General features: G+C 71.7%; 19 protein-coding genes and 3 tRNA genes. 19 read left to right on the plus strand and 3 right to left on the minus strand.

From position 1 onward, the window contains the following. Positions 1–55 precede the first annotated feature (55 nt). The 8 genes from rfbA to ACIRQF_RS31955 all read left to right on the plus strand — a co-directional run bounded on the left by rfbA (position 56) and on the right by ACIRQF_RS31955 (position 7,835). Positions 56–934 carry a glucose-1-phosphate thymidylyltransferase RfbA gene (gene rfbA / locus ACIRQF_RS31920; RefSeq protein ID WP_376630393.1) on the plus strand — a complete coding sequence of 293 codons (879 nt, stop codon included), beginning with the start codon at positions 56–58 and terminating at the stop codon, positions 932–934. A gap of 28 nt (positions 935–962) precedes the next feature. Further along, entirely contained in the window at positions 963–1,568 is a 606-nt protein-coding gene (rfbC, locus tag ACIRQF_RS31925; RefSeq protein ID WP_382484837.1) for a dTDP-4-dehydrorhamnose 3,5-epimerase, read from the plus strand. A gap of 90 nt (positions 1,569–1,658) precedes the next feature. Then, the gene (gene galE / locus ACIRQF_RS31930) at positions 1,659–2,648 is read left to right on the plus strand and encodes a UDP-glucose 4-epimerase GalE (protein ID WP_376630389.1); all 990 of its coding nucleotides are present in this window, start codon (positions 1,659–1,661) and stop codon (positions 2,646–2,648) included. A gap of 76 nt (positions 2,649–2,724) precedes the next feature. Next, entirely contained in the window at positions 2,725–3,846 is a 1,122-nt protein-coding gene (gene proB / locus ACIRQF_RS31935; RefSeq protein ID WP_376630387.1) for a glutamate 5-kinase, read from the plus strand. Between the two features lie 180 nt (positions 3,847–4,026). Then, positions 4,027–4,506, plus strand: a complete 480-nt coding sequence (locus ACIRQF_RS31940; RefSeq protein ID WP_376630386.1) for a hypothetical protein — start codon at positions 4,027–4,029, stop codon at positions 4,504–4,506. Between the two features lie 105 nt (positions 4,507–4,611). Beyond that, positions 4,612–5,895: a glutamate-5-semialdehyde dehydrogenase gene (locus ACIRQF_RS31945; RefSeq protein WP_376630384.1), complete on the plus strand. Its 1,284-nt coding sequence runs from the start codon at positions 4,612–4,614 to the stop codon at positions 5,893–5,895. 88 nt (positions 5,896–5,983) lie between these two features. After that, on the plus strand, positions 5,984–6,562 hold the full coding sequence (locus tag ACIRQF_RS31950) for a hypothetical protein (protein WP_404097650.1): 579 nt from the start codon (positions 5,984–5,986) through the stop codon (positions 6,560–6,562). Positions 6,563–6,755: 193 nt separating this feature from the next. Continuing rightward, the gene (locus ACIRQF_RS31955; protein WP_404097653.1) at positions 6,756–7,835 is read left to right on the plus strand and encodes a hypothetical protein; all 1,080 of its coding nucleotides are present in this window, start codon (positions 6,756–6,758) and stop codon (positions 7,833–7,835) included. Here the strand turns inward: ACIRQF_RS31955 and ACIRQF_RS31960 are convergent. Then, positions 7,820–8,947: a M48 family metallopeptidase gene (locus tag ACIRQF_RS31960; protein ID WP_376630379.1), complete on the minus strand. Its 1,128-nt coding sequence runs from the start codon at positions 8,945–8,947 to the stop codon at positions 7,820–7,822. The genes ACIRQF_RS31955 and ACIRQF_RS31960 overlap by 16 nt on opposite strands. A gap of 128 nt (positions 8,948–9,075) precedes the next feature. Between ACIRQF_RS31960 and ACIRQF_RS31965 the strand changes: the two genes are divergently transcribed. The 7 genes from ACIRQF_RS31965 (at position 9,076) to ACIRQF_RS31995 (ending at position 13,356) form a co-directional block, all read left to right on the plus strand. Continuing rightward, positions 9,076–9,318, plus strand: coding sequence for a hypothetical protein (locus ACIRQF_RS31965; protein ID WP_376630694.1), 243 nt, complete (start codon positions 9,076–9,078; stop codon positions 9,316–9,318). 83 nt (positions 9,319–9,401) lie between these two features. Continuing rightward, positions 9,402–9,563, plus strand: coding sequence for a hypothetical protein (locus ACIRQF_RS31970; protein ID WP_376630377.1), 162 nt, complete (start codon positions 9,402–9,404; stop codon positions 9,561–9,563). A gap of 53 nt (positions 9,564–9,616) precedes the next feature. Continuing rightward, complete coding sequence (nadD, locus tag ACIRQF_RS31975; RefSeq protein WP_365340122.1) at positions 9,617–10,237, plus strand: nicotinate-nucleotide adenylyltransferase; 621 nt, start codon at positions 9,617–9,619, stop codon at positions 10,235–10,237. 19 nt (positions 10,238–10,256) lie between these two features. After that, complete coding sequence (locus ACIRQF_RS31980) at positions 10,257–12,020, plus strand: LCP family protein (RefSeq protein WP_404097656.1); 1,764 nt, start codon at positions 10,257–10,259, stop codon at positions 12,018–12,020. Between the two features lie 50 nt (positions 12,021–12,070). Then, positions 12,071–12,538 carry a ribosome silencing factor gene (rsfS, locus tag ACIRQF_RS31985; RefSeq protein ID WP_376630373.1) on the plus strand — a complete coding sequence of 156 codons (468 nt, stop codon included), beginning with the start codon at positions 12,071–12,073 and terminating at the stop codon, positions 12,536–12,538. Next, positions 12,535–13,188, plus strand: coding sequence for a histidine phosphatase family protein (locus tag ACIRQF_RS31990; protein ID WP_376630681.1), 654 nt, complete (start codon positions 12,535–12,537; stop codon positions 13,186–13,188). Before rsfS ends, ACIRQF_RS31990 begins: the two co-directional genes overlap by 4 nt. Positions 13,189–13,283: 95 nt before the next feature. Then, a tRNA-Ala gene (locus ACIRQF_RS31995) sits at positions 13,284–13,356 on the plus strand. Between the two features lie 48 nt (positions 13,357–13,404). Here ACIRQF_RS31995 and ACIRQF_RS32000 read toward each other — a convergent pair. Continuing rightward, positions 13,405–14,286 (minus strand): helix-turn-helix transcriptional regulator, encoded by an 882-nt coding sequence (locus tag ACIRQF_RS32000; RefSeq protein ID WP_376630371.1) that lies wholly within the window; start codon positions 14,284–14,286, stop codon positions 13,405–13,407. A 93-nt stretch (positions 14,287–14,379) separates the two neighbouring features. Here ACIRQF_RS32000 and ACIRQF_RS32005 point away from each other — a divergent pair, with 93 nt between their 5' ends. Both ACIRQF_RS32005 and ACIRQF_RS32010 read left to right on the plus strand, forming a co-directional pair. Beyond that, positions 14,380–15,813, plus strand: coding sequence for an MFS transporter (locus tag ACIRQF_RS32005; protein WP_404097659.1), 1,434 nt, complete (start codon positions 14,380–14,382; stop codon positions 15,811–15,813). 188 nt (positions 15,814–16,001) lie between these two features. Then, positions 16,002–16,235 carry a hypothetical protein gene (locus ACIRQF_RS32010; protein ID WP_015033559.1) on the plus strand — a complete coding sequence of 78 codons (234 nt, stop codon included), beginning with the start codon at positions 16,002–16,004 and terminating at the stop codon, positions 16,233–16,235. On the opposite strand, the gene ACIRQF_RS32015 is transcribed toward ACIRQF_RS32010, so the two are convergent. Beyond that, the gene (locus tag ACIRQF_RS32015; protein ID WP_389750122.1) at positions 16,214–17,509 is read right to left on the minus strand and encodes a glycosyltransferase 87 family protein; all 1,296 of its coding nucleotides are present in this window, start codon (positions 17,507–17,509) and stop codon (positions 16,214–16,216) included. The genes ACIRQF_RS32010 and ACIRQF_RS32015 overlap by 22 nt on opposite strands. Before the next feature lie 122 nt (positions 17,510–17,631). On the opposite strand from ACIRQF_RS32015, the gene ACIRQF_RS32020 reads away from it, so the two are divergent. After that, positions 17,632–17,704, plus strand: a tRNA-Ala gene (locus tag ACIRQF_RS32020). Between the two features lie 70 nt (positions 17,705–17,774). After that, positions 17,775–17,847: transfer RNA gene (locus tag ACIRQF_RS32025), tRNA-Ala, on the plus strand. The last annotated feature ends 64 nt before the right edge of the window (positions 17,848–17,911 follow it).

Below are 17,911 nucleotides of genomic sequence, written 5' to 3' on the forward strand. Positions count from 1 at the left end.
GTCCCGCACGTGTGATGGTGAGCGGCCCCACGGCGCTGCCGTAGGCTGCGTGCCCATGCGTGGAATTTTGCTTGCCGGTGGTACCGGCTCCCGACTGTGGCCGATCACCCGAGCCGTGTCGAAGCAGCTGATGCCGGTCTTCGACAAGCCGATGATCTATTACCCCCTGTCGACCCTCGTGATGGCGGGGATCAAGGAGATTCTGATCATCACCGGGCCGGAGGAGCGCCCGCAGTTCGAGCGCCTTCTGGGCGACGGGTCCGATTTCGGACTGGACATCCAGTTCGCGACCCAGGAGCACCCCAACGGAATTGCCGAGGCATTCGTCATCGGTGAGGAATTCATCGGCGACGAGCCCGTCGCCCTGATCCTCGGCGACAACATCTTCCACGGCGTCGGCCTCGGCCGTCAGCTGGCCAAGTACCGGCAGCCCGAGGGCGGTGTGGTCTTCGCCCACGCCGTCTCCGACCCCACCGCCTACGGTGTCGTCGACTTCGACGAGAACGGCGTCGCCCGCTCCATCGAGGAGAAGCCGAAGAACCCCAAGTCCCGCTACGCGGTGCCGGGTCTCTACTTCTACGACAGCCGGGTCGTCGAGATCGCCAAGGGCTTGAAGCCCAGCGGTCGCGGCGAGCTGGAGATCACCGACGTCAACAAGCACTACCTCGACCGCGGCGAGCTCCAGGTCTCGGTCCTCGACCGCGGCACCGTCTGGCTCGACACCGGCACCTTCCAGTCCCTGGTCCAGGCCTCCGAGTACGTCCGCGTGGTCGAGGAGCGCCAGGGCATGAAGATCGGCTGCCTGGAGGAGGCCGCCTGGCGGGCCGGCTTCATCGACGACGAGCGGCTGCGCGCTCTCGCCGAGCCGCTGACCAAGAGCGGCTACGGGAACTACCTGCTCGACCTGCTCGCGTACGAAGCCGACCAGGCCTGAGGGCCTTCAGAGAGGACCGACCGTTTCCATGAAGGTCAACCCGCTTGGCATCGAGGGTGCCTGGGAGTTCGTCCCGCAGCAGCACGGGGACGCCCGCGGCCTCTTCCTCGAGTGGTACAAGGCCGACGTGCTCGCCGAGGCCGTCGGTCACCCGCTCGGTCTGAAGCAGGGCAACCTCTCCGTCTCCGCGGCCGGGGTCGTGCGCGGCATCCACTTCGCCGACGTGCCGCCCGGCCAGGCGAAGTACGTGACCTGCGTGCGCGGCGCGGTGCTCGACATCATCGTCGACGTCCGGGTCGGCTCGCCGACCTTCGGCCGCTGGGAGGCCGTGCGCCTCGACGACAAGGACCGCAAGGCCGTCTACCTCTCCGAGGGCCTCGGCCACGGCTTCTGCGCGCTCACCGACGACGCGACCGTCACCTACCTCTGCTCCGAGGGGTACGCGCCGCAGCGCGAGCGCACGATCCACCCGCTCGACCCGGCGATCGGCATCGAGTGGCCGGTCGACGGTGAGCCCGAGCTCTCCGCCAAGGACGCCCAGGGCCCCACCCTGGAGCAGGCCCGCGAGGCCGGCATCCTGCCGGTGTACGAGGAGTGCCTGGCGTTCCGGGCCTCGCTCGCCGAGCGCGGCTGAGCCCCTGTCCGAGGCGGCGGCCCGGCGGTCCCCTTCGGGGAGCACCGTCGGGCCGCCGCTGTTTCGTCCCCTTCGCGTTAGGCTGCCCGAATGACGTGGCTCATCACCGGCGGCGCCGGCTACATCGGCTCCCATGTCGTCAAGTCCATGACCGAGGACGGTGAGCGGGTGGTCGTCCTGGACGACCTCTCCACCGGCGACCCGGCCAGGGTCCCGGCGGGCGTGCCCCTGGAGCGCGGCAGCGTCCTCGACCGCCCCTTCCTCGACCGGGTGCTGCGCGCGCACGCAATCAGCGGCATCGTCCACCTCGCCGCGAAGAAGGCCGTCGGCGAATCCGTCGAGCGCCCCCTCCTCTACTACCGCGAGAACGTCAGCGGCCTCCAGGTCCTGCTCGAAGCCGCCGCCGGGGCCGGCGTCCGCGCCTTCCTTTTCTCCTCCTCCGCCTCCGTGTACGGGACGCCCGACACCGAGCTCGTGACCGAGGACACCCCCTGCGCCCCGCTCAGCCCGTACGGCGAGACCAAGGTCACGGGCGAGTGGATGGTGCGCTCCGTCGGGCGCGCGCACGGCATGGCCACCGCCTGCCTGCGCTACTTCAACGTGGCCGGCACCGCCGAGCCCGCCCTCGCCGACACCGGCGTCTTCAACCTCGTGCCGATGGTCTTCCAGCGGCTCGACGCCGGCGAGCCGCCGCTGATCTTCGGCGACGACTACCCGACCCCCGACGGCACCTGTGTCCGCGACTACATCCACGTCGCCGACCTCGCCGACGCCCATCTGGCCACCGCGCGCCGGCTCACCGAGTTCGCCGCGGCGGGGGAGTCCCGCGACCTCACTCTCAACATCGGCCGGGGCGAAGGCGTCTCGGTCCGGGAGGTGATCGACCTGGTCCGCGAGGTCACCGGCCGGGACGTCGCGCCCGAGGTCGTCGCCCGGCGCCCCGGCGACCCGGCCCAGGTCGTCGCCTCCGCCGAGCGGATCACCGCGGAACTGGGCTGGAAGGCCCGCCACGACGTGCGCTCGATGATCGTCTCGGCCTGGCAGGCGCACACCGGAGCCGCCGTCCAGCCGGTGGAATAGGCGGGCGGCGGCCGCCGCGGCTCGCGTAGATTGCCTGCCGAGCGAGAGCACGAGCAGGACGGCGAGGACGACGCAGGTGACAGTGGCCAGGCAGTACGTGACGGAAGCCCGCAGGATCGTCGTGAAGGTCGGGTCGTCCTCGCTGACCACCGCCTCCGGGGGCCTGGACGCCGACCGCGTCGACGCCCTCGTGGACGTCCTCGCCAAGGTCCGCAGCGGCGGCGAGAAGGAGATCGTCCTGGTCTCCTCCGGCGCCATCGCCGCGGGCCTCGCACCGCTCGGCCTCACCCGCCGCCCCAAGGACCTCGCCCGGCAGCAGGCCGCCGCCAGCGTCGGCCAGGGCCTGCTCGTCGCCCGCTACACCGCCTCCTTCGCCCGCTACGGGGTCCGCGTCGGCCAGGTCCTGCTCACCACGGACGACACCAGCCGCCGCGCCCACTACCGCAACGCCTACCGCACCCTCGACCAGCTGCTCGCCATGGGCGCCCTGCCGGTCGTCAACGAGAACGACACCGTCGCCACCGACGAGATCCGCTTCGGCGACAACGACCGACTCGCCGCCCTCGTCGCCCACCTCGTCCGCGCCGACCTGCTCGTCCTGCTGTCCGACGTGGACGGGCTCTACGACGGCGACCCGTCGAAGCCCGGCACCTCGCGCATCGCGGAGGTCACCGGCCCCGCCGACATCGCCCACGTCGAGATCGGCTCCGCCGGCAAGGCGGGCGTCGGCACCGGCGGCATGGTCACCAAGGTCGAGGCCGCCCGGATCGCGGCCGCCGCCGGCATCCCCGTCGTCCTCACCTCCGCCGTCCGCGCCGCCGACGCCCTCGCCGGCCGCGACACCGGCACGTACTTCCACCGCACCGGCCGCCGCTCCGCCGACCGGCTGCTCTGGCTCGCCCACGCCTCCACCCCGCAGGGCGCGCTCACCCTCGACGACGGGGCCGTGCGGGCCGTGGTCGAGGGCAAGAAGTCGCTGCTCGCGGCCGGGATCGCCGCCGTCGAGGGCGAGTTCACCGCCGGTGACCCGGTCGAACTGCGCGACACCTCCGGCCACGCCGTCGCCCGTGGGCTCGTCAACTTCGACGCGAAGGAGATCCCGCAGTTGCTGGGCCGCTCCACCCACGAACTCGCCCGCGCACTCGGCCCCGAGTACGAGCGCGAGGTCGTCCACCGCGACGACCTCGTCGTGATGTGAACCGAAACGGCTGAAACTCTGGTCATCCGGTAGGGACCTTTACCAAAACCGCCCCATGCGTCGCCCCGGGCTGGTCAACTTTGTCTCGGGGACAACGAACAGGGCGGGGACGACAGCACGCGCAGCACACGCAGCAGCATGCAGCAGCACGCAGCACAGGCATCACACAGGAGGCCGCCGGTGAGACGAGCGCGCCCAGGGGCAACGCCCCGCGGGACGGCCGAACGCGCCCTGACGAGCGTCGAGGCCGGAGCCGACTTCGACCAGTACGAGCAGGACCCGCCCGAGCAGACGGACGAGACGACCCCGGACCGGGAGGTGTCCAAGCTCTGGCACATCACCCTCAGCGTCTCCGGGGCGGAGGCTCCGCTGACGGAGGTGCGCCGGGGCCTGGAGCAGCTGGCCCACGACCACCCGTTCCTGCTGACCAGCCGCTATGCCAACGACCACGCCGAGATCCGCTACTGGGAGGAGGCCCGCGACCTCCACGACGCCGCGGCCGTCGCCCTGCGGCTGTGGGGCGAGCACCGGCAGACCGCCAAGCTGCCGCCCTGGGAGATCGTCGGCCTGGAGGTCATCGACCGGGAGACCTACCACCAGCGGATCGCCGAGGGCTACGGCCCCCCACCGGCCGCCCCGGTCGGCGTCCACCCGTACTGACGTCGACTTCCGGCCGTTCGGCAGCCGGCCGCGGGGCGTCTCGCAGTGCGGGACGGCGGAGGGATACGTGAGGGATGTCCGCAGAGGTGCCAGTACCCTGCGGGCATGACCTCGCTCACGCCCTTCGACAACATGTCCCCGGTCACCCAGGCCGCCTACCGGGCCCGCGGCGCCGCCGCCGAGATCGCGCCACTCCCGCGCGCGACGAAGGACGACGCCCTGCTCGCCGTCGCGGACGCCCTGGAGGTCCGCACGGCGGAGATCGTCGAGGCCAACGGCGAGGACATCGCCCGCGCCCGTGAGGCCGGCACCAGCGAGGCGATCATCGACCGCCTGACCCTCACCCCCGAGCGGGTGCGGGCCATCGCCGCCGACGTCCGGCACGTGGCCGCCCTGCCCGACCCGGTCGGCGAGGTCGTCCGCGGCTCCACCCTCCCCAACGGCATCGACCTGCGTCAGGTCCGCGTCCCCCTCGGCGTCGTCGGCATCATCTACGAGGCCCGCCCCAACGTCACCGTCGACGCCGCCGCCCTCTGCCTCAAGTCCGGCAACGCGGTCCTGCTGCGCGGCTCGTCCTCCGCGTACTCCTCCAACACCGCCCTGGTGAGGGTCCTGCGCGACGCCGTCGGCGGCGCCGGACTGCCCGCCGACGCGATCCAGCTCGTCCCCGGCGAGTCCCGCGAGTCGGTGCGCGAGCTCATGCGCGCCCGCGGCCTCGTCGACGTCCTCATCCCGCGTGGCGGCGCCTCCCTGATCAAGACCGTCGTCGAGGAGTCCACGGTCCCCGTCATCGAGACCGGCACCGGCAACTGCCACGTCTACGTGGACGCCCAGGCCGACCTCGACATGGCCGTCGAGATCCTGATCAACTCCAAGGCCCACCGGGTCAGCGTCTGCAACGCCGCCGAGACCCTCCTCGTCCACCAGGACATCGCCGCCGACTTCCTGCCGCGCGCCCTGGACGCCCTGGCCGAGGCCGGCGTCACCGTCCACGCCGACGAGCGCGTCCTCGCCCTCGCCGAGGGCGGCAAGGCCACCGTCGTCCCGGCCACCCCGGAGGACTGGGAGACCGAGTACCTCTCCTACGACATCGCCGCCGCCGTGGTCGACTCCCTCGACCGGGCCGTCGAGCACATCCGCCTGTGGTCCTCCGGCCACACCGAGGCCATCGTGACCACCTCCCAGGCCGCGGCACGCCGCTTCACCCAGCTGGTCGACTCGACCACCGTCGCCGTCAACGCCTCCACCCGCTTCACGGACGGTGGACAGTTCGGCTTCGGCGCCGAGATCGGCATCTCCACCCAGAAGCTGCACGCCCGGGGCCCCATGGGCCTTCCGGAGCTCACCTCCACCAAGTACATCGTGACCGGCGACGGTCACGTTCGGTAACCGGCTTCCCCTTCCGGACGCCGGGATCGGGCAGGGACAGTTCGCGCTCTCCCTGCCCAAAACCCCCTCCCAGGTCTACTCTGAGTCCGTGCCGGACGACGTGGGGGGCGAGCCGTTCCAGGACGGCGGGGACCCCGAGGACTCTGTCGACCGCGGCGGCGCCGACGAGGATTTCGCCACCGTGGTCTTCGACGAGGACTTCGTACGGGCCGCCACCGTCCACGAGCCGACCGCCGTCGAGCGGCTGCTCGCCGCCGCGCAGGCCCGCGCCGAGGCCGAGGCCGCCCGGGCCCGCGCCGTCGCCGGTCTCGCCGACGACGACCTCTACGAGGACGGCTACGACTCCGGCCGCCTCCCCGACGGCTACGATCCGGACACCGCCGACGACGACCTCGGCCCCTACGGCCCGCACGGCGGCGCCCTGCGCCCCTACCGGAGCAGCGCACGCTGGCACAGGCCGGTCGCCTGGGTCCTTGCCCTGGTGATGGGGGTGGGCATGGTCGCCCTCGCCTTCAGCGCGGTCTACCGGGGCGCCTCCGCCAACCGCCAGGACCGCATTCCCCCGCCGGCCACCACCGGCGTGGACAAGCCCCGTACGGCGCCCTCCGCGGCCACCGCCTCCGCCCCGGCCGCCCCCGCCGTTCCCGCGGCACCGGGCGCTCCCTAGGACCCGACGGGCGCTCCCTAGGACCCGACGGGCGCTCAGGGCCGCCTCGCGGACCGCACCGGGCTCGTGGGAGCCCCGCGTCCGCTCGGGGTGTCAGGCACCTTGGCCCATTTGCCGCAGCACTTCCGCATTCTTCGGAAGTTGTCGTGTACCTGGGCGTTTACCGAAGCTTCCGCCGACCTACCCTGAAGGTATGGCAGGGCGTGGCGACCCGCCTGAGGGGACTCCCGAGGGACTCCCCGGCGGTGAGGACGAGTACCGATCCGTCGTCTTCGACGAGGCGTTCGTCCGTGCTGCCCGGCTCCAGGAGTTCTCCGCCCAGGAGCGCATGGGGGAGCACGCCCAGGCGGTCCGCTCCCGCCCCACCTGGGAAGGCCGCAGCGGATCCCGGCAGGCCCTGCTGCTCGTCCTGCTGATCGTGCTGGCCTTCGGTACCGCGGTGTATCTCGGCGTCCGCAACCCCTATCAGCCGCCCGTCGACCAGCGGGCGGAGGCGCTGCGGACCCTGATGGTCCCCCTGGCCCCCCAGGACCCCGTGCCCGGCGGTGAGGCCGCCGCGCTCTTCGCCCACAGCCCCGCCGCCGAATACCGCATCGGCGCCGCCGGCATCAACCTCCCCCTGGCCGGGCGCACCAGCCACTTCTCCGAAAGTCAGGTGGTCTCCGCCCTCGGCATCGCCAAGGACTACCTGGTCGCCTCCTCCCTCGAACCCGATGTCCTGGCCGGCCTCACCGTCCGCCCGCCGCGGCTCCTCCTCGACCCCGACCAGCTGGAGCAGTTCGACCGGAGCGTCGAATCGCCCGAGGACGACGGCCGGCACGCCGTCTCCGGCTGGCTGGTCCGCTTCGACTCCCACCGGGTGGTGCTCGCCGACCCCGGCGTCCGCGTCCAGGGCACCCTGCGCTTCGCCGAGATCAACTCCGACCTGCTGGACGTCATGGCGGACCACACGTTCACCTACGCCGTCCGCCCCGCCGCCTCCGGCAGCGGCCCGGCGGCCCGGGCCTCGCTGTACACGGTCCACCGCGAGCTGCACTTCCGCTTCGACCGCGAGGACCTGCGGATGCACCGCGCCGAACTGCTCACCAGCACCGTCGAGGCCGGCCCCCAGGCCTGCGACCTCGACACCACCGGCTCGCTCCGTCCGCTGCTCGCGGGCGAGCGGGCCGCCGACCCGGGGCGTCGGACGGGCACCGACCCGTACACCACGGGCCGGCCCGCCGTCTCCTCGCTCTGCGGGACCCTGGCCCCGAGCGCTCAGCCCTCGCTCTGACCCCGATCGCCGCCGGCGCCGTCCGTGTCGCTCGCCGAGCCGCTCTGCGGGCCCTTGGCGCCCTGACCGCCGTCGTTGCCGGCGCCGTTGCCGAAGCGGCCGAACAGCTTGCTGCCCACGTCGCCCGCGAGGTCCCCGGCGCCGCCGGCTATGTCCGTCACCAGCTTCATCAGCGGATCCTTGCTGCTGCGCACCGACTCCGCGTAGTGCCGGCCGGACTCGCGAAAGGAGTCGGTCACCGAGGCGTCCTTGTCCTCGGAGCGCTTCGGGTAGTGCCCGTCCATGATCCGCTGGTAGTCGCGGGTCTCGGACCACTTCTTCAGCTCGGCGGCCCGTACCGTGGTGAACGGGTGCGAGCGCGGCAGCACGTTCAGGATCTTCAGGACGGAGTCCCGCAGATCGCCGCCCTTCTCGTACTCGTCGGCCTGCGCGAGGAACGCGTCCACGTTCATCTCGTGCAGGTGGTTGCCGCCCGCGATCTTCATCAGGCCGCGCATCGAGGCCTGCAGGTCCTGGCCCACGAGCAGGCCCGCCCGGTCGGCCGAGAGCTCCGACTTGCGGAACCACTCGCGCAGCGCCGTCACGATCGCCATGATCGCCACGTTCCCCAGCGGGATCCAGGCGACCTTCACCGCCAGGCTGGTGAGGAAGAGGAGGATCGTCCGGTACACCGAGTGGCCCGACAGCGCGTGGCCCACCTCGTGCCCGACGACCGCGCGCATCTCCTCCTCGTCGAGGAGCTCCACCAGGCCGGTGGTGACGACGATGATCGGCTCGTCGAGACCGATGCACATCGCGTTCGGCTTCGGGTCCTGCACGACGTACATGGGCGGGACCTTCTCCAGGTCCAGGATGTAACAGGCGTCCCTCAGCATGTCGTTGAGGTGGGCGAACTGGGCGTCGCTCACCCGCACGGAGTCGGAGAGGAACAGCAGGCGCAGGCTGCGCTCGGGCAGCAGCCCGCTCAGCGCCTTGAAGACGGTGTCGAAGCCGCTCAGCTTGCGCAGCGCGACCAGTGCCGAGCGGTCGGCCGGGTGCTCGTAGGCCCGCGAGGAGATACCGGCGAAGCGCTTGCGCTGCCTGCCCGGCAGGTTCTCGTGGTTCTCGGTCATGGATGCCCCCTGTTCGTACGAGTCGGTGCTCGTCCCCCTGACGCGACCCAGACTAGGCGAGCGGGCTACCGTGTGGCGGAGCCTGTGGATAACTCGGGCACTGTGGACAAGCGAGGAGCACCACCGTCATGACGGACACCGCGACCACCGCCGTCACCGCTCTGCTCGCCGCGACGGGCCGGCAGGGGCCGGGCGACACGCTCCGGATCGTCCTGCTCGTCTCGATCGTGGGAGCCGCCCTGCTTGCCTGGTTCCTGCTGCGGGGATACCGCAACGGCGGTGCGGACACGGGCGACGACGCGGGCCCGCAGGGCGACGCCCCGGCCGCCACGACCCCCACGCGGAACGGACCGGGTGACGCCAACGCCTGAGTCGGCGTGAGCGCTCCGCGACCCGCCGCATACGATGTGCGCGAAGTCTCCGCTCCCATCCCCGATCGAAGGTCCTGCCGAAGATGAGCCTCCACGCCACCGCCGCCAACCTGGTCACGCTCGCCGAGGGTGCCGAGCACGGCGGCAACCACGAAAGCCTCAGCCCGTACGTGACGGGTGGCGGCGCCCTGCTCGCGCTCCTTCTGCTCCTCTGGATCACCACCCGCTTCAACCGCGACCGCTGAGCCGAGAGGCCGCTGATCCGACGTCCGCAGCCGTGCCAGTAGGCTCTGCACGCATGGGAGAGCAGGAAGTGCCTACTGGCGGTCGCGGCAAGCGCCGCCTCGGCGTGATGGGCGGCACGTTCGATCCGATCCATCACGGACACCTGGTGGCCGCCAGCGAGGTGGCCGCCCTGTTCCACCTCGACGAGGTGGTGTTCGTGCCGACGGGGCAGCCGTGGCAGAAGAGCCACAAGGCCGTCACGCCGGCCGAGGACCGCTATCTGATGACGGTCATCGCGACCGCCTCCAACCCGCAGTTCTCGGTCAGCCGCATCGACATCGACCGCGGCGGCCCGACGTACACCATCGACACCCTGCGGGACCTGCGCTCCCTCAACAGCGACTCGGACCTCTTCTTCATCACGGGCGCCGACGCGCTGTCCCAGATCCTCACCTGGCGCGACGCCGAGGAACTGTTCGCGCTCGCCCATTTCATCGGCGTCACCCGACCGGGTCACGACCTCACCGACGACGGCCTGCCCAAGGGCGGCGTGTCGCTGGTCGAGGTCCCCGCGCTCGCGATCTCGTCCACCGACTGCCGGGCCCGGGTCGCACAGGGCGACCCCGTCTGGTATCTGGTCCCGGACGGTGTGGTGCGCTACATCGACAAGCGCCAGTTGTACCGCGGCGAGTGAGCCTCGGGGAGGGGCACCGGTGAACGATCAGCAGAACCCGTACGACCCGTACTATCCGCAGCCGCAGATCATCGGCTACGACGCGTACGGGCAGCCGGTGTACCAGCAGCAGGTCCCGCAGCAGCACTACGACCCGTACGGACACCCCGTCCAGCAGCAACAGCACCAGCAGCAGCAGCAACAGCAGCAACAGCACCAGCAACAGCAACAGCACTACGGCTACGACGCCTACGGGCAGCCGCTCCAGCAGCAGCACCAGCCGCCGCAGCCGCAGGCGCAGCAGCCCTCGTACGACCCGTACGCCCAGCAGCCCCCGTACGACTACCAGCAGTACGACACGGGCCAGACCGCGCAGGCCGACCAGACCGGGCGGTTCGGCCAGGCCGAGCAGACGGGTCAGCAGTGGGCCGTCCGGACCGAGCAGGCCCCCGCGCCGCAGGCGCCGCCGGCCCGCCCGCCGCAGGCCGCCCCGGCCGCCGTGCCCGGGCAGCGCCCCGCGCCGGAGGACGACGACGGGCGCGCGTACCGCACCGAGCAGTTCTCGTTCATCGAGGAGCCCGACGAGGACTCCGAGGACGTCATCGACTGGCTCAAGTTCACCGAGAGCCGGTCCGAGCGGCGGGAGGAGGCCCGTCGGCGCGGCCGCAACCGCGTCGTCGCCCTCGTCGTGGTCCTCGTGCTCGCCGCCGTCGGCGGCGTCGGCTACCTGTGGTCCGCCGGGAAGCTTCCCGGCACGTCCGCCGACGAGCAGCAGCAGAACACCGCCACCGGGCCGCAGAAGCGCGACACGATCGTGGTCCACCTGCACAACACCACCGGCGGCGGGACCTCCACCGCCCTCCTCGTGGACAACGCCACCACCAAGCAGGGCACGACCGTCCTGCTCCCCAACTCCCTCGCCGTCGCCGACGCCGAGGGCGCCACCACCACGCTCGCCAAGTCGGTCGAGGAGGACGGCTCCAGCGGGACCCGCGAGGCCGTCGGCAACCTGCTCGGCGCGAAGATCACCGGTACCTGGCGGCTCGACACCCCGTTCCTGGAGAGCCTCGTCGAGCTCGTCGGCAATATCGACGTCACCACCGACACCGATGTCCCCGGCGCCAAGCCCGGAGAAGAGCCGCTGGTCAAGAAGGGCGAGAACCAGACCCTCAACGGCCGCGCCGCCGTCGCCTACGCGACCTACCGGGCGTCCGGCGAGGCCGAGGCCAAGCAGCTCCAGCGCTTCGGCACGGTCCTGTACGGCGTGCTGCGGAAGATCTCCGACGACCCCAAGGCCGCCACGGTCACCATCGAGACCCTGGCCCAGATCCTCGACCCGTCCCTGCCGGAGAAGGACCTCGGAGCCTCCCTCGCCAAGCTCGCCGAGCACGCCAAGATCGGCGACTACAAGACGGCGGTGCTGCCCGTCGAGCCCGACGGCTCGCTCAGCGAGGCCACCGGCGACAGCGTGGTCAAGGACATCCTCGGCGGCAAGGTCAGCGCCCCCGAGCAGGGCGCAGCGACCCGCGTCGCGATCCGCGACGCCACCGGCAAGGACGCCACCGAGGCGGCGCGCGTGGTGCTGATCAACGGCGGCTACGCCGTGGTCGGCGGAACCAAGGCGGACAGCGAGGAGAAGTCCCAGGTCGTGTACGGGGACGACGCGCAGAAGGCGACCGCCGCGGAGGTCGCCAAGACCCTCGGTCTGCCGGCCGGATCCATCACCAAGGGCAAGGCCGCCGGAAACGCCGAGGTCACCGTCGTCCTGGGCGAGGATTACAAGATCCCGGGCGCCAAGCGGTGACCCTCCGACAATCCTTTTAGGGCCCGTCGGCGGTACATGAGACCCTTGAGGTGACTCAGACCGCCGACGAAAGCCTGCATGTGACCGCCACGGACCGCTCCATCGAACTCGTCAACGCCGCCGCCCAGGCGGCGGCCGACCGGCTCGCGCACGACATCATCGCGTACGACGTCAGTGATGTGCTGTCGATCACCGACGCCTTCCTGCTCGCCTCCGCGCCCAACGACCGCCAGGTCAAGTCGATCGTCGACGAGATCGAGGAGCGGCTGAACAAGGAACTGGGCGCCAAGCCGGTTCGCCGTGAGGGCGACCGCGACGCCCGCTGGATCCTCCTCGACTACGTCGACATCGTCGTCCACGTCCAGCACAGCGAGGAGCGGGTCTTCTACGCCCTGGAGCGGCTGTGGAAGGACTGCCCCGAGCTGGAGCTGCCCGAGGAGGCCCGCCAGACCCGCGGCAAGGCCGAGGAGCACGCCAAGCTGATGGGCCTCGACGGAACGGACGGTGAGCTGAGCTGACCAGCGGCAAGGGCGGCACCGGCCGCCGCATCGTCCTGTGGCGCCACGGCCAGACCTCCTGGAACCTGGAGCGCAGGTTCCAGGGGTCCACGGACATCGAGCTGACCGAGGCCGGTGTCGGCCAGGCGCGCCGGGCCGCCCGGCTGCTCGCCGCGCTGCAGCCGGACGCGATCGTCGCCTCCGACCTCAAGCGGGCGGCGGCCACGGCCGCCGAGCTCTCCGCCCTGACCGGTCACGCCGTGGCCCACGACTCCGCGCTGCGCGAGACGTACGCGGGGGACTGGCAGGGCCTCACGCACGACGAGATCACCGCGCGCTACGGCGAGCAGTACGCCGCCTGGAAGCGCGGTGAGCCGGTGCGCCGGGGCGGCGGCGAGCTGGAGACCGAGGTGGCCGACCGGGCCGCCCCGGTGGTCCTGGACCACGTCGACAAGCTGCCCGAGAACGGCACGCTCGTCGTGGTCAGCCACGGCGGCACCATCCGCACCACGATCGGCCGGCTGCTCGGCCTGGAGGCCCGGCACTGGGAGTCCCTCGGTGGACTGTCGAACTGCTGCTGGTCCGTCCTGGGCGAGGGCGCGCGTGGCTGGCGCCTCCTGGAGCACAACGCCGGCACGCTGCCCGAGCCGGTCCTCGGCGACGACGACTGAACCCCGCGTGCGGCCTGCGGGACCTCGATTTCACTTTCCGGCAGGTCACAGGCTAAAGTTCTTCTTGTTCGCAGCGCGGAGCGCGAAGAACACGAGGGGCTATAGCTCAGTTGGTAGAGCGCCTGCATGGCATGCAGGAGGTCAGGAGTTCAATTCTCCTTAGCTCCACAGTCACCGGATCCCGTCCCCAGTAGGGGGCGGGATCCTGCTTTTGTGTCACATCGCCACGCGCAGACGGTCGATGGCCTCGCGACTGCTCTCGTCGTTCGGGGTGTACGTCACGATCCGGCACTCCGGCATCCCGTTGATCGACAGCGAGACCGAGGTCATCCGTATCTCGCCCACCAGCTCGTGCCGGAAGGTCTTCACCCGGGTGCCCGGCGGCACGACGTCCCCGCTGCGCCACAGCTCCGCGAAGTACCCGCTCGCCTCGCAGAGGCGCCGGACGAACGCCTCCCACGAGGGCTCGCCCACATGCCGGCCGTACGCGCCCCGCAGTTGCGCCACCATCAGCGGCAGCTCCAGCCGCCGGTCGACCACCGGGCAGGCCGGCTCGGGCATCGTGAAGAGGCTCCACAGCACGTTCCGCACCCCCAGCGGACGGTCCGCCGCGTCCTCGCCGTCGCTCAGGAAGAGCGCGTCGTACGTCGTGTTGGTCGCGAGCACGTCGTACCGCGCGTTGTAGACCACGGCCGGGTGCGGCACGAGGGCGTCCAGGATGCCCTGGATCTCCGGGCTGACCGCCGCCACGTACTCGGGGGCCGCCTCGGGCTCGTACGGCACCTCCGCCAGGTGGTACAGGTGCTCGCGCTCCGGGCGGTCCAGCCGTAACGTGCGGGCCACCGCGTCGAGCACCTGCGCCGAGGCGTTGATCGGCCGCCCCTGTTCCAGCCACGTGTACCAGGTCACGCCGACCCCGGAGAGCTGCGCGACCTCCTCGCGGCGCAGGCCCGGGGTGCGCCGTCTCAGCCCCGGCGGCATGCCGACGTCCTCCGGTGTCACCCGCGCCCGGCGGCTGCGCAGGAACGCCGCCAGCTCCGGCCTGCGGCGCGCCTGCGTCGGTGCTGTCCGTACTGCCAAGGTCGTCACACCCCCCATGGTCGAGCCCCCGTACCGCCGTTGCCAGGTGCTGTCGGTACCAGCATCAGCGGGCTCTCGTTACCCGTATCCGGTCGGCGTCACGCTCCTGACATGACGACGACCACCGCACGTCCCGCACTCAGTAAAGACCGTCGCACCGACAGACGGCCCGGTGCGCTCCTCGCCGTCGTGCTCGCCGCCCAGTTCATGGCCCTGCTCGACGTCTTCATCGTCAACGTCGCCGCCCCCACCATCCGTACCGAACTCGCCGCCGGCGGCGCCGGGATCCAGCTCGTCGTCGCCGGATACACCATCGCCTACGCGGTGTTGCTCATCACCGGAGCGCGGCTCGGTGACCGGATCGGGCACCGGCGCGTCCACCTCCTGGGTCTCGCGGTCTTCACCGCCGCCTCGCTCGCCTGCGGGCTGGCCGCCGACACCGGGCAGTTGATCGCCTTCCGCGTCGTGCAGGGCGCCGGATCGGCCCTGATGATCCCGCAGGTGCTCAGCCTCATCCAGCGCACCTTCACCGGCGAGGCCCGGGTCCGGGCGCTCGGCGCCTACTCCGCCGTCCTCGCCACCGGCGCGGCCGCCGGGCAGGTCGTCGGCGGCGTCCTCGTCAGCGCCGACCTGTTCGGCACCGGCTGGCGCCCGGTCTTCCTCGTCAACGTGCCCATCGGACTCGTCCTGCTCGTCCTCGGCACGAAGGTGCTGCCCCGGGACACGGACAGCGGTGCCGGGCGGGTCCGTTCCCTCGACCTCCCCGGCCTGCTCCTGCTGGCCGGGTCCGTCTCGCTGCTCACCGTCCCGCTGGTGCTCGGCCAGGAGGCGGACTGGCCGCTGTGGACCTGGCTGTCGCTCGGCGGCTCCCTGGTCCTCTTCGCCGTCTTCGGCGCGTACGAGGCGGGTCTCGCCCGGCGCGGCGGCGCCCCGCTCATCGCCCCGCGGGTGCTGCGCGTCCCCGGCATCGGCAAGGCCGCTCTCCGCATCGCCGCCGTGATGGCCGTCAACGCGGGATTCCTGTTCACCCTCACCCTGCACCTCCAGGGCGCCCTGGGACAGAGCGCCCTGCGGGCCGGGCTCACCTTCGGGCCCACCGCGGCCGTCTTCGGGCTCGTCGGCCTCACCTGGCGCCGCTGGCCCGCCCGGCTGCAGCCCCTCCTGGTGCCGGCCGGCTTCCTGCTGACGGCCGCCTCCGCGCTGGGCGTGGGCGCCGCCCTGGAGGACGGCGGCACGGGCGGAATGCCGCTGTACCCGGTCCTGTGCGCCATGGGCGCGGGTCTGGCCCTGGCCTTCGGCCCCGTGCTGACCGGCGCGCTCGCGACCGTACGGCCGGAGGACGCCGCGGACGCCAGCGGACTGCTCGCCACCGTCACCCAGCTCGGGCAGCTGATCGGTGTCGCCGCTTTCGGGAGTCTCTACCTCGGAGCCGTCGCCGGACCGGGTGCGCGGGCCTCGGCCGAGGCGCTCGGGGAGGGCACCCTGGCCCTTGCCGCGGTGGCCGTCCTGGGTGCCTCGGTGGGCCTGCTGGGCCGACGACGCTGACCCCCTTGCGGGGCCATGGCAGAATCGGACCGCCGGTGGGGAAGAGGGTCCGGGCGGGAGGGAGCGCGCATGGCCGTGGACGGTGCCGAGGAGATCGCAGCCTTTGCCGTCGCGGAAGCCGCCCCCGAGCCACGGGCCCGGTCGGACCGCCCCTCGTACGGTTCCGCGCGCGTCGCCGGAGCCGAGTGATGGGCGCTCACAGGCGGAAGTGCGACTGGTGCGGCAGCGGTACGCCCATCGTCCGGGACATGGACCCGGTCAACCCCGGGTTCCAGTACTGGTGCGAGGAGTGCGCGCGGGCGCTGATCATAAAAGGCGACCCCATCGAGACCTACCGTGAGCTCGAAGGGGAGCCGATCTACGGCCGGCTCCTCGACGAGCACTGCACCCTGAAGCGGTTCTACTCGTTCGCGACGGCCTGAGGCTCCCGCCGCCGGACCGCCTCCCGCGGCTCAGGAGCCAGGGGCCGCGGCCGTCTCCGGGCCCGCCAGAGGGTGAGCGCGTAGCCGGTGAGGACCGCGGTCGCCGTCAGCGGATAGACCGCGGACAGCAGCATCTGACCGGCGTTCTGGTCCAGTTCGGGACGGCCCGGGTCGTGCGGTACCCACCACAGCGCGAACGAGGCGAAGGCCAGGGCCACCGCCGCCGTCACCGGCCACGCGCGCGTGGAGCGCTCGTACAGCAGGATCAGCAGGGTCACGCACCACACCCAGTGGTGGGACCAGGAGATCGGGCTGATCATCAGCGCCGTGAAGGCGGTGACGACCACGGCCACCGCCCTGTCGCCGCGCAGCGCGGCCCGTACCGCGAGCACCATCGCCGCGCCGCCGAGGAGGGCGGCCGCGGCCACCCACCACAGGCCCGGGGCGTCCGTGTGCAGGAGGCGCGCGAGGACGCCGCTGACGGACTGGTTGGCGGTCTCCTCGGCGTGGCCGACCCGGCCCGTCTCGAAGAGGGTCTGCGTCCAGAACTTCTTCGAGTCGGCTGGCAGGGCCAGCGCCGAGGCGAGCGTGATCCCGAGGAAGGTCCCGGTCGCCGTGAAGGCGGTCCGCAGCCACTGGTTGAGCCGGCGGTCCCGGCGCCACAGCAGCAGGCCCGCGGCGAGCAGCAGGACCACGAAGAGGCCCGGAGTGAGCTTCACCGCGGTGGCGAGGCCGATGCCGACACCGGCCCACCGGCTGCCCTCGCGGCGCGTCAGGTCCCAGAGCACCGCCACCGCCACGAGCAGGTTGATCTGTCCGTACCGCAGTGTCGTCCACACCGGCTCGCACCAGACCACGACCGCCGCGACCCACAGCGTCGTGCGCCACAGGTCGGCGCGGGACCCGGCGCGGGACAGCGCTGGGCGGACCAGCTGAAGCGACAGCTGGACCAGCGCGACCACCAGGAGCAGGTTCCCCGCGGTGTTCAGTGTCCGCATCAGGGGCACGCCGACCAGTGTCAACGGCAGGAACAGCACGGCCGCGAACGGCGGATAGGTCATCGCGAGGTTCGCCGACGTGGCCCGCATCGCGTACAGATCGCCGCCGGCCCGCAGGGTCTCGGCCTCGGCCCGGTAGACCATTACGTCGAGCATGTTCACGTGGGCGAGGCGTTGCGCCACCCAGAAGGCCGCGAACGAGATCAGACAGACCGCCGCGGCGGTGGCGAGGGGCCACGGCCGGGCGCGGGTCGGGGACAGCGGGGAGACGGACACAGTCGGCGACCCTACCCGGAGCCCCGGACGGGCCGGGGAAACGGATTTGGCGATCGGCCGGGCGGGCCGTTACTGTTCTGTCCGTCGCCGCGAGGAAGACCGGAGCGGGGACGGCGAAACAAGGGGCTATAGCTCAGTTGGTAGAGCGCCTGCATGGCATGCAGGAGGTCAGGAGTTCAATTCTCCTTAGCTCCACAGAACGGAAGCCGGCCATCCGAATCGGATGGCTTGCGCCGCTTCTGCGGTAATCTGAATTCCCGCACGCGGGGCTATAGCTCAGTTGGTAGAGCGCCTGCATGGCATGCAGGAGGTCAGGAGTTCAATTCTCCTTAGCTCCACAGATGAGAAGCGGGCCGTCCGAACAGGACGGCCCGCTTCTTCGTGTGCCCACGGGGCGAAACG

The organism is Streptomyces sp. NPDC101191, assembly GCF_044767915.1.
Classification (GTDB): domain Bacteria; phylum Actinomycetota; class Actinomycetes; order Streptomycetales; family Streptomycetaceae; genus Streptomyces.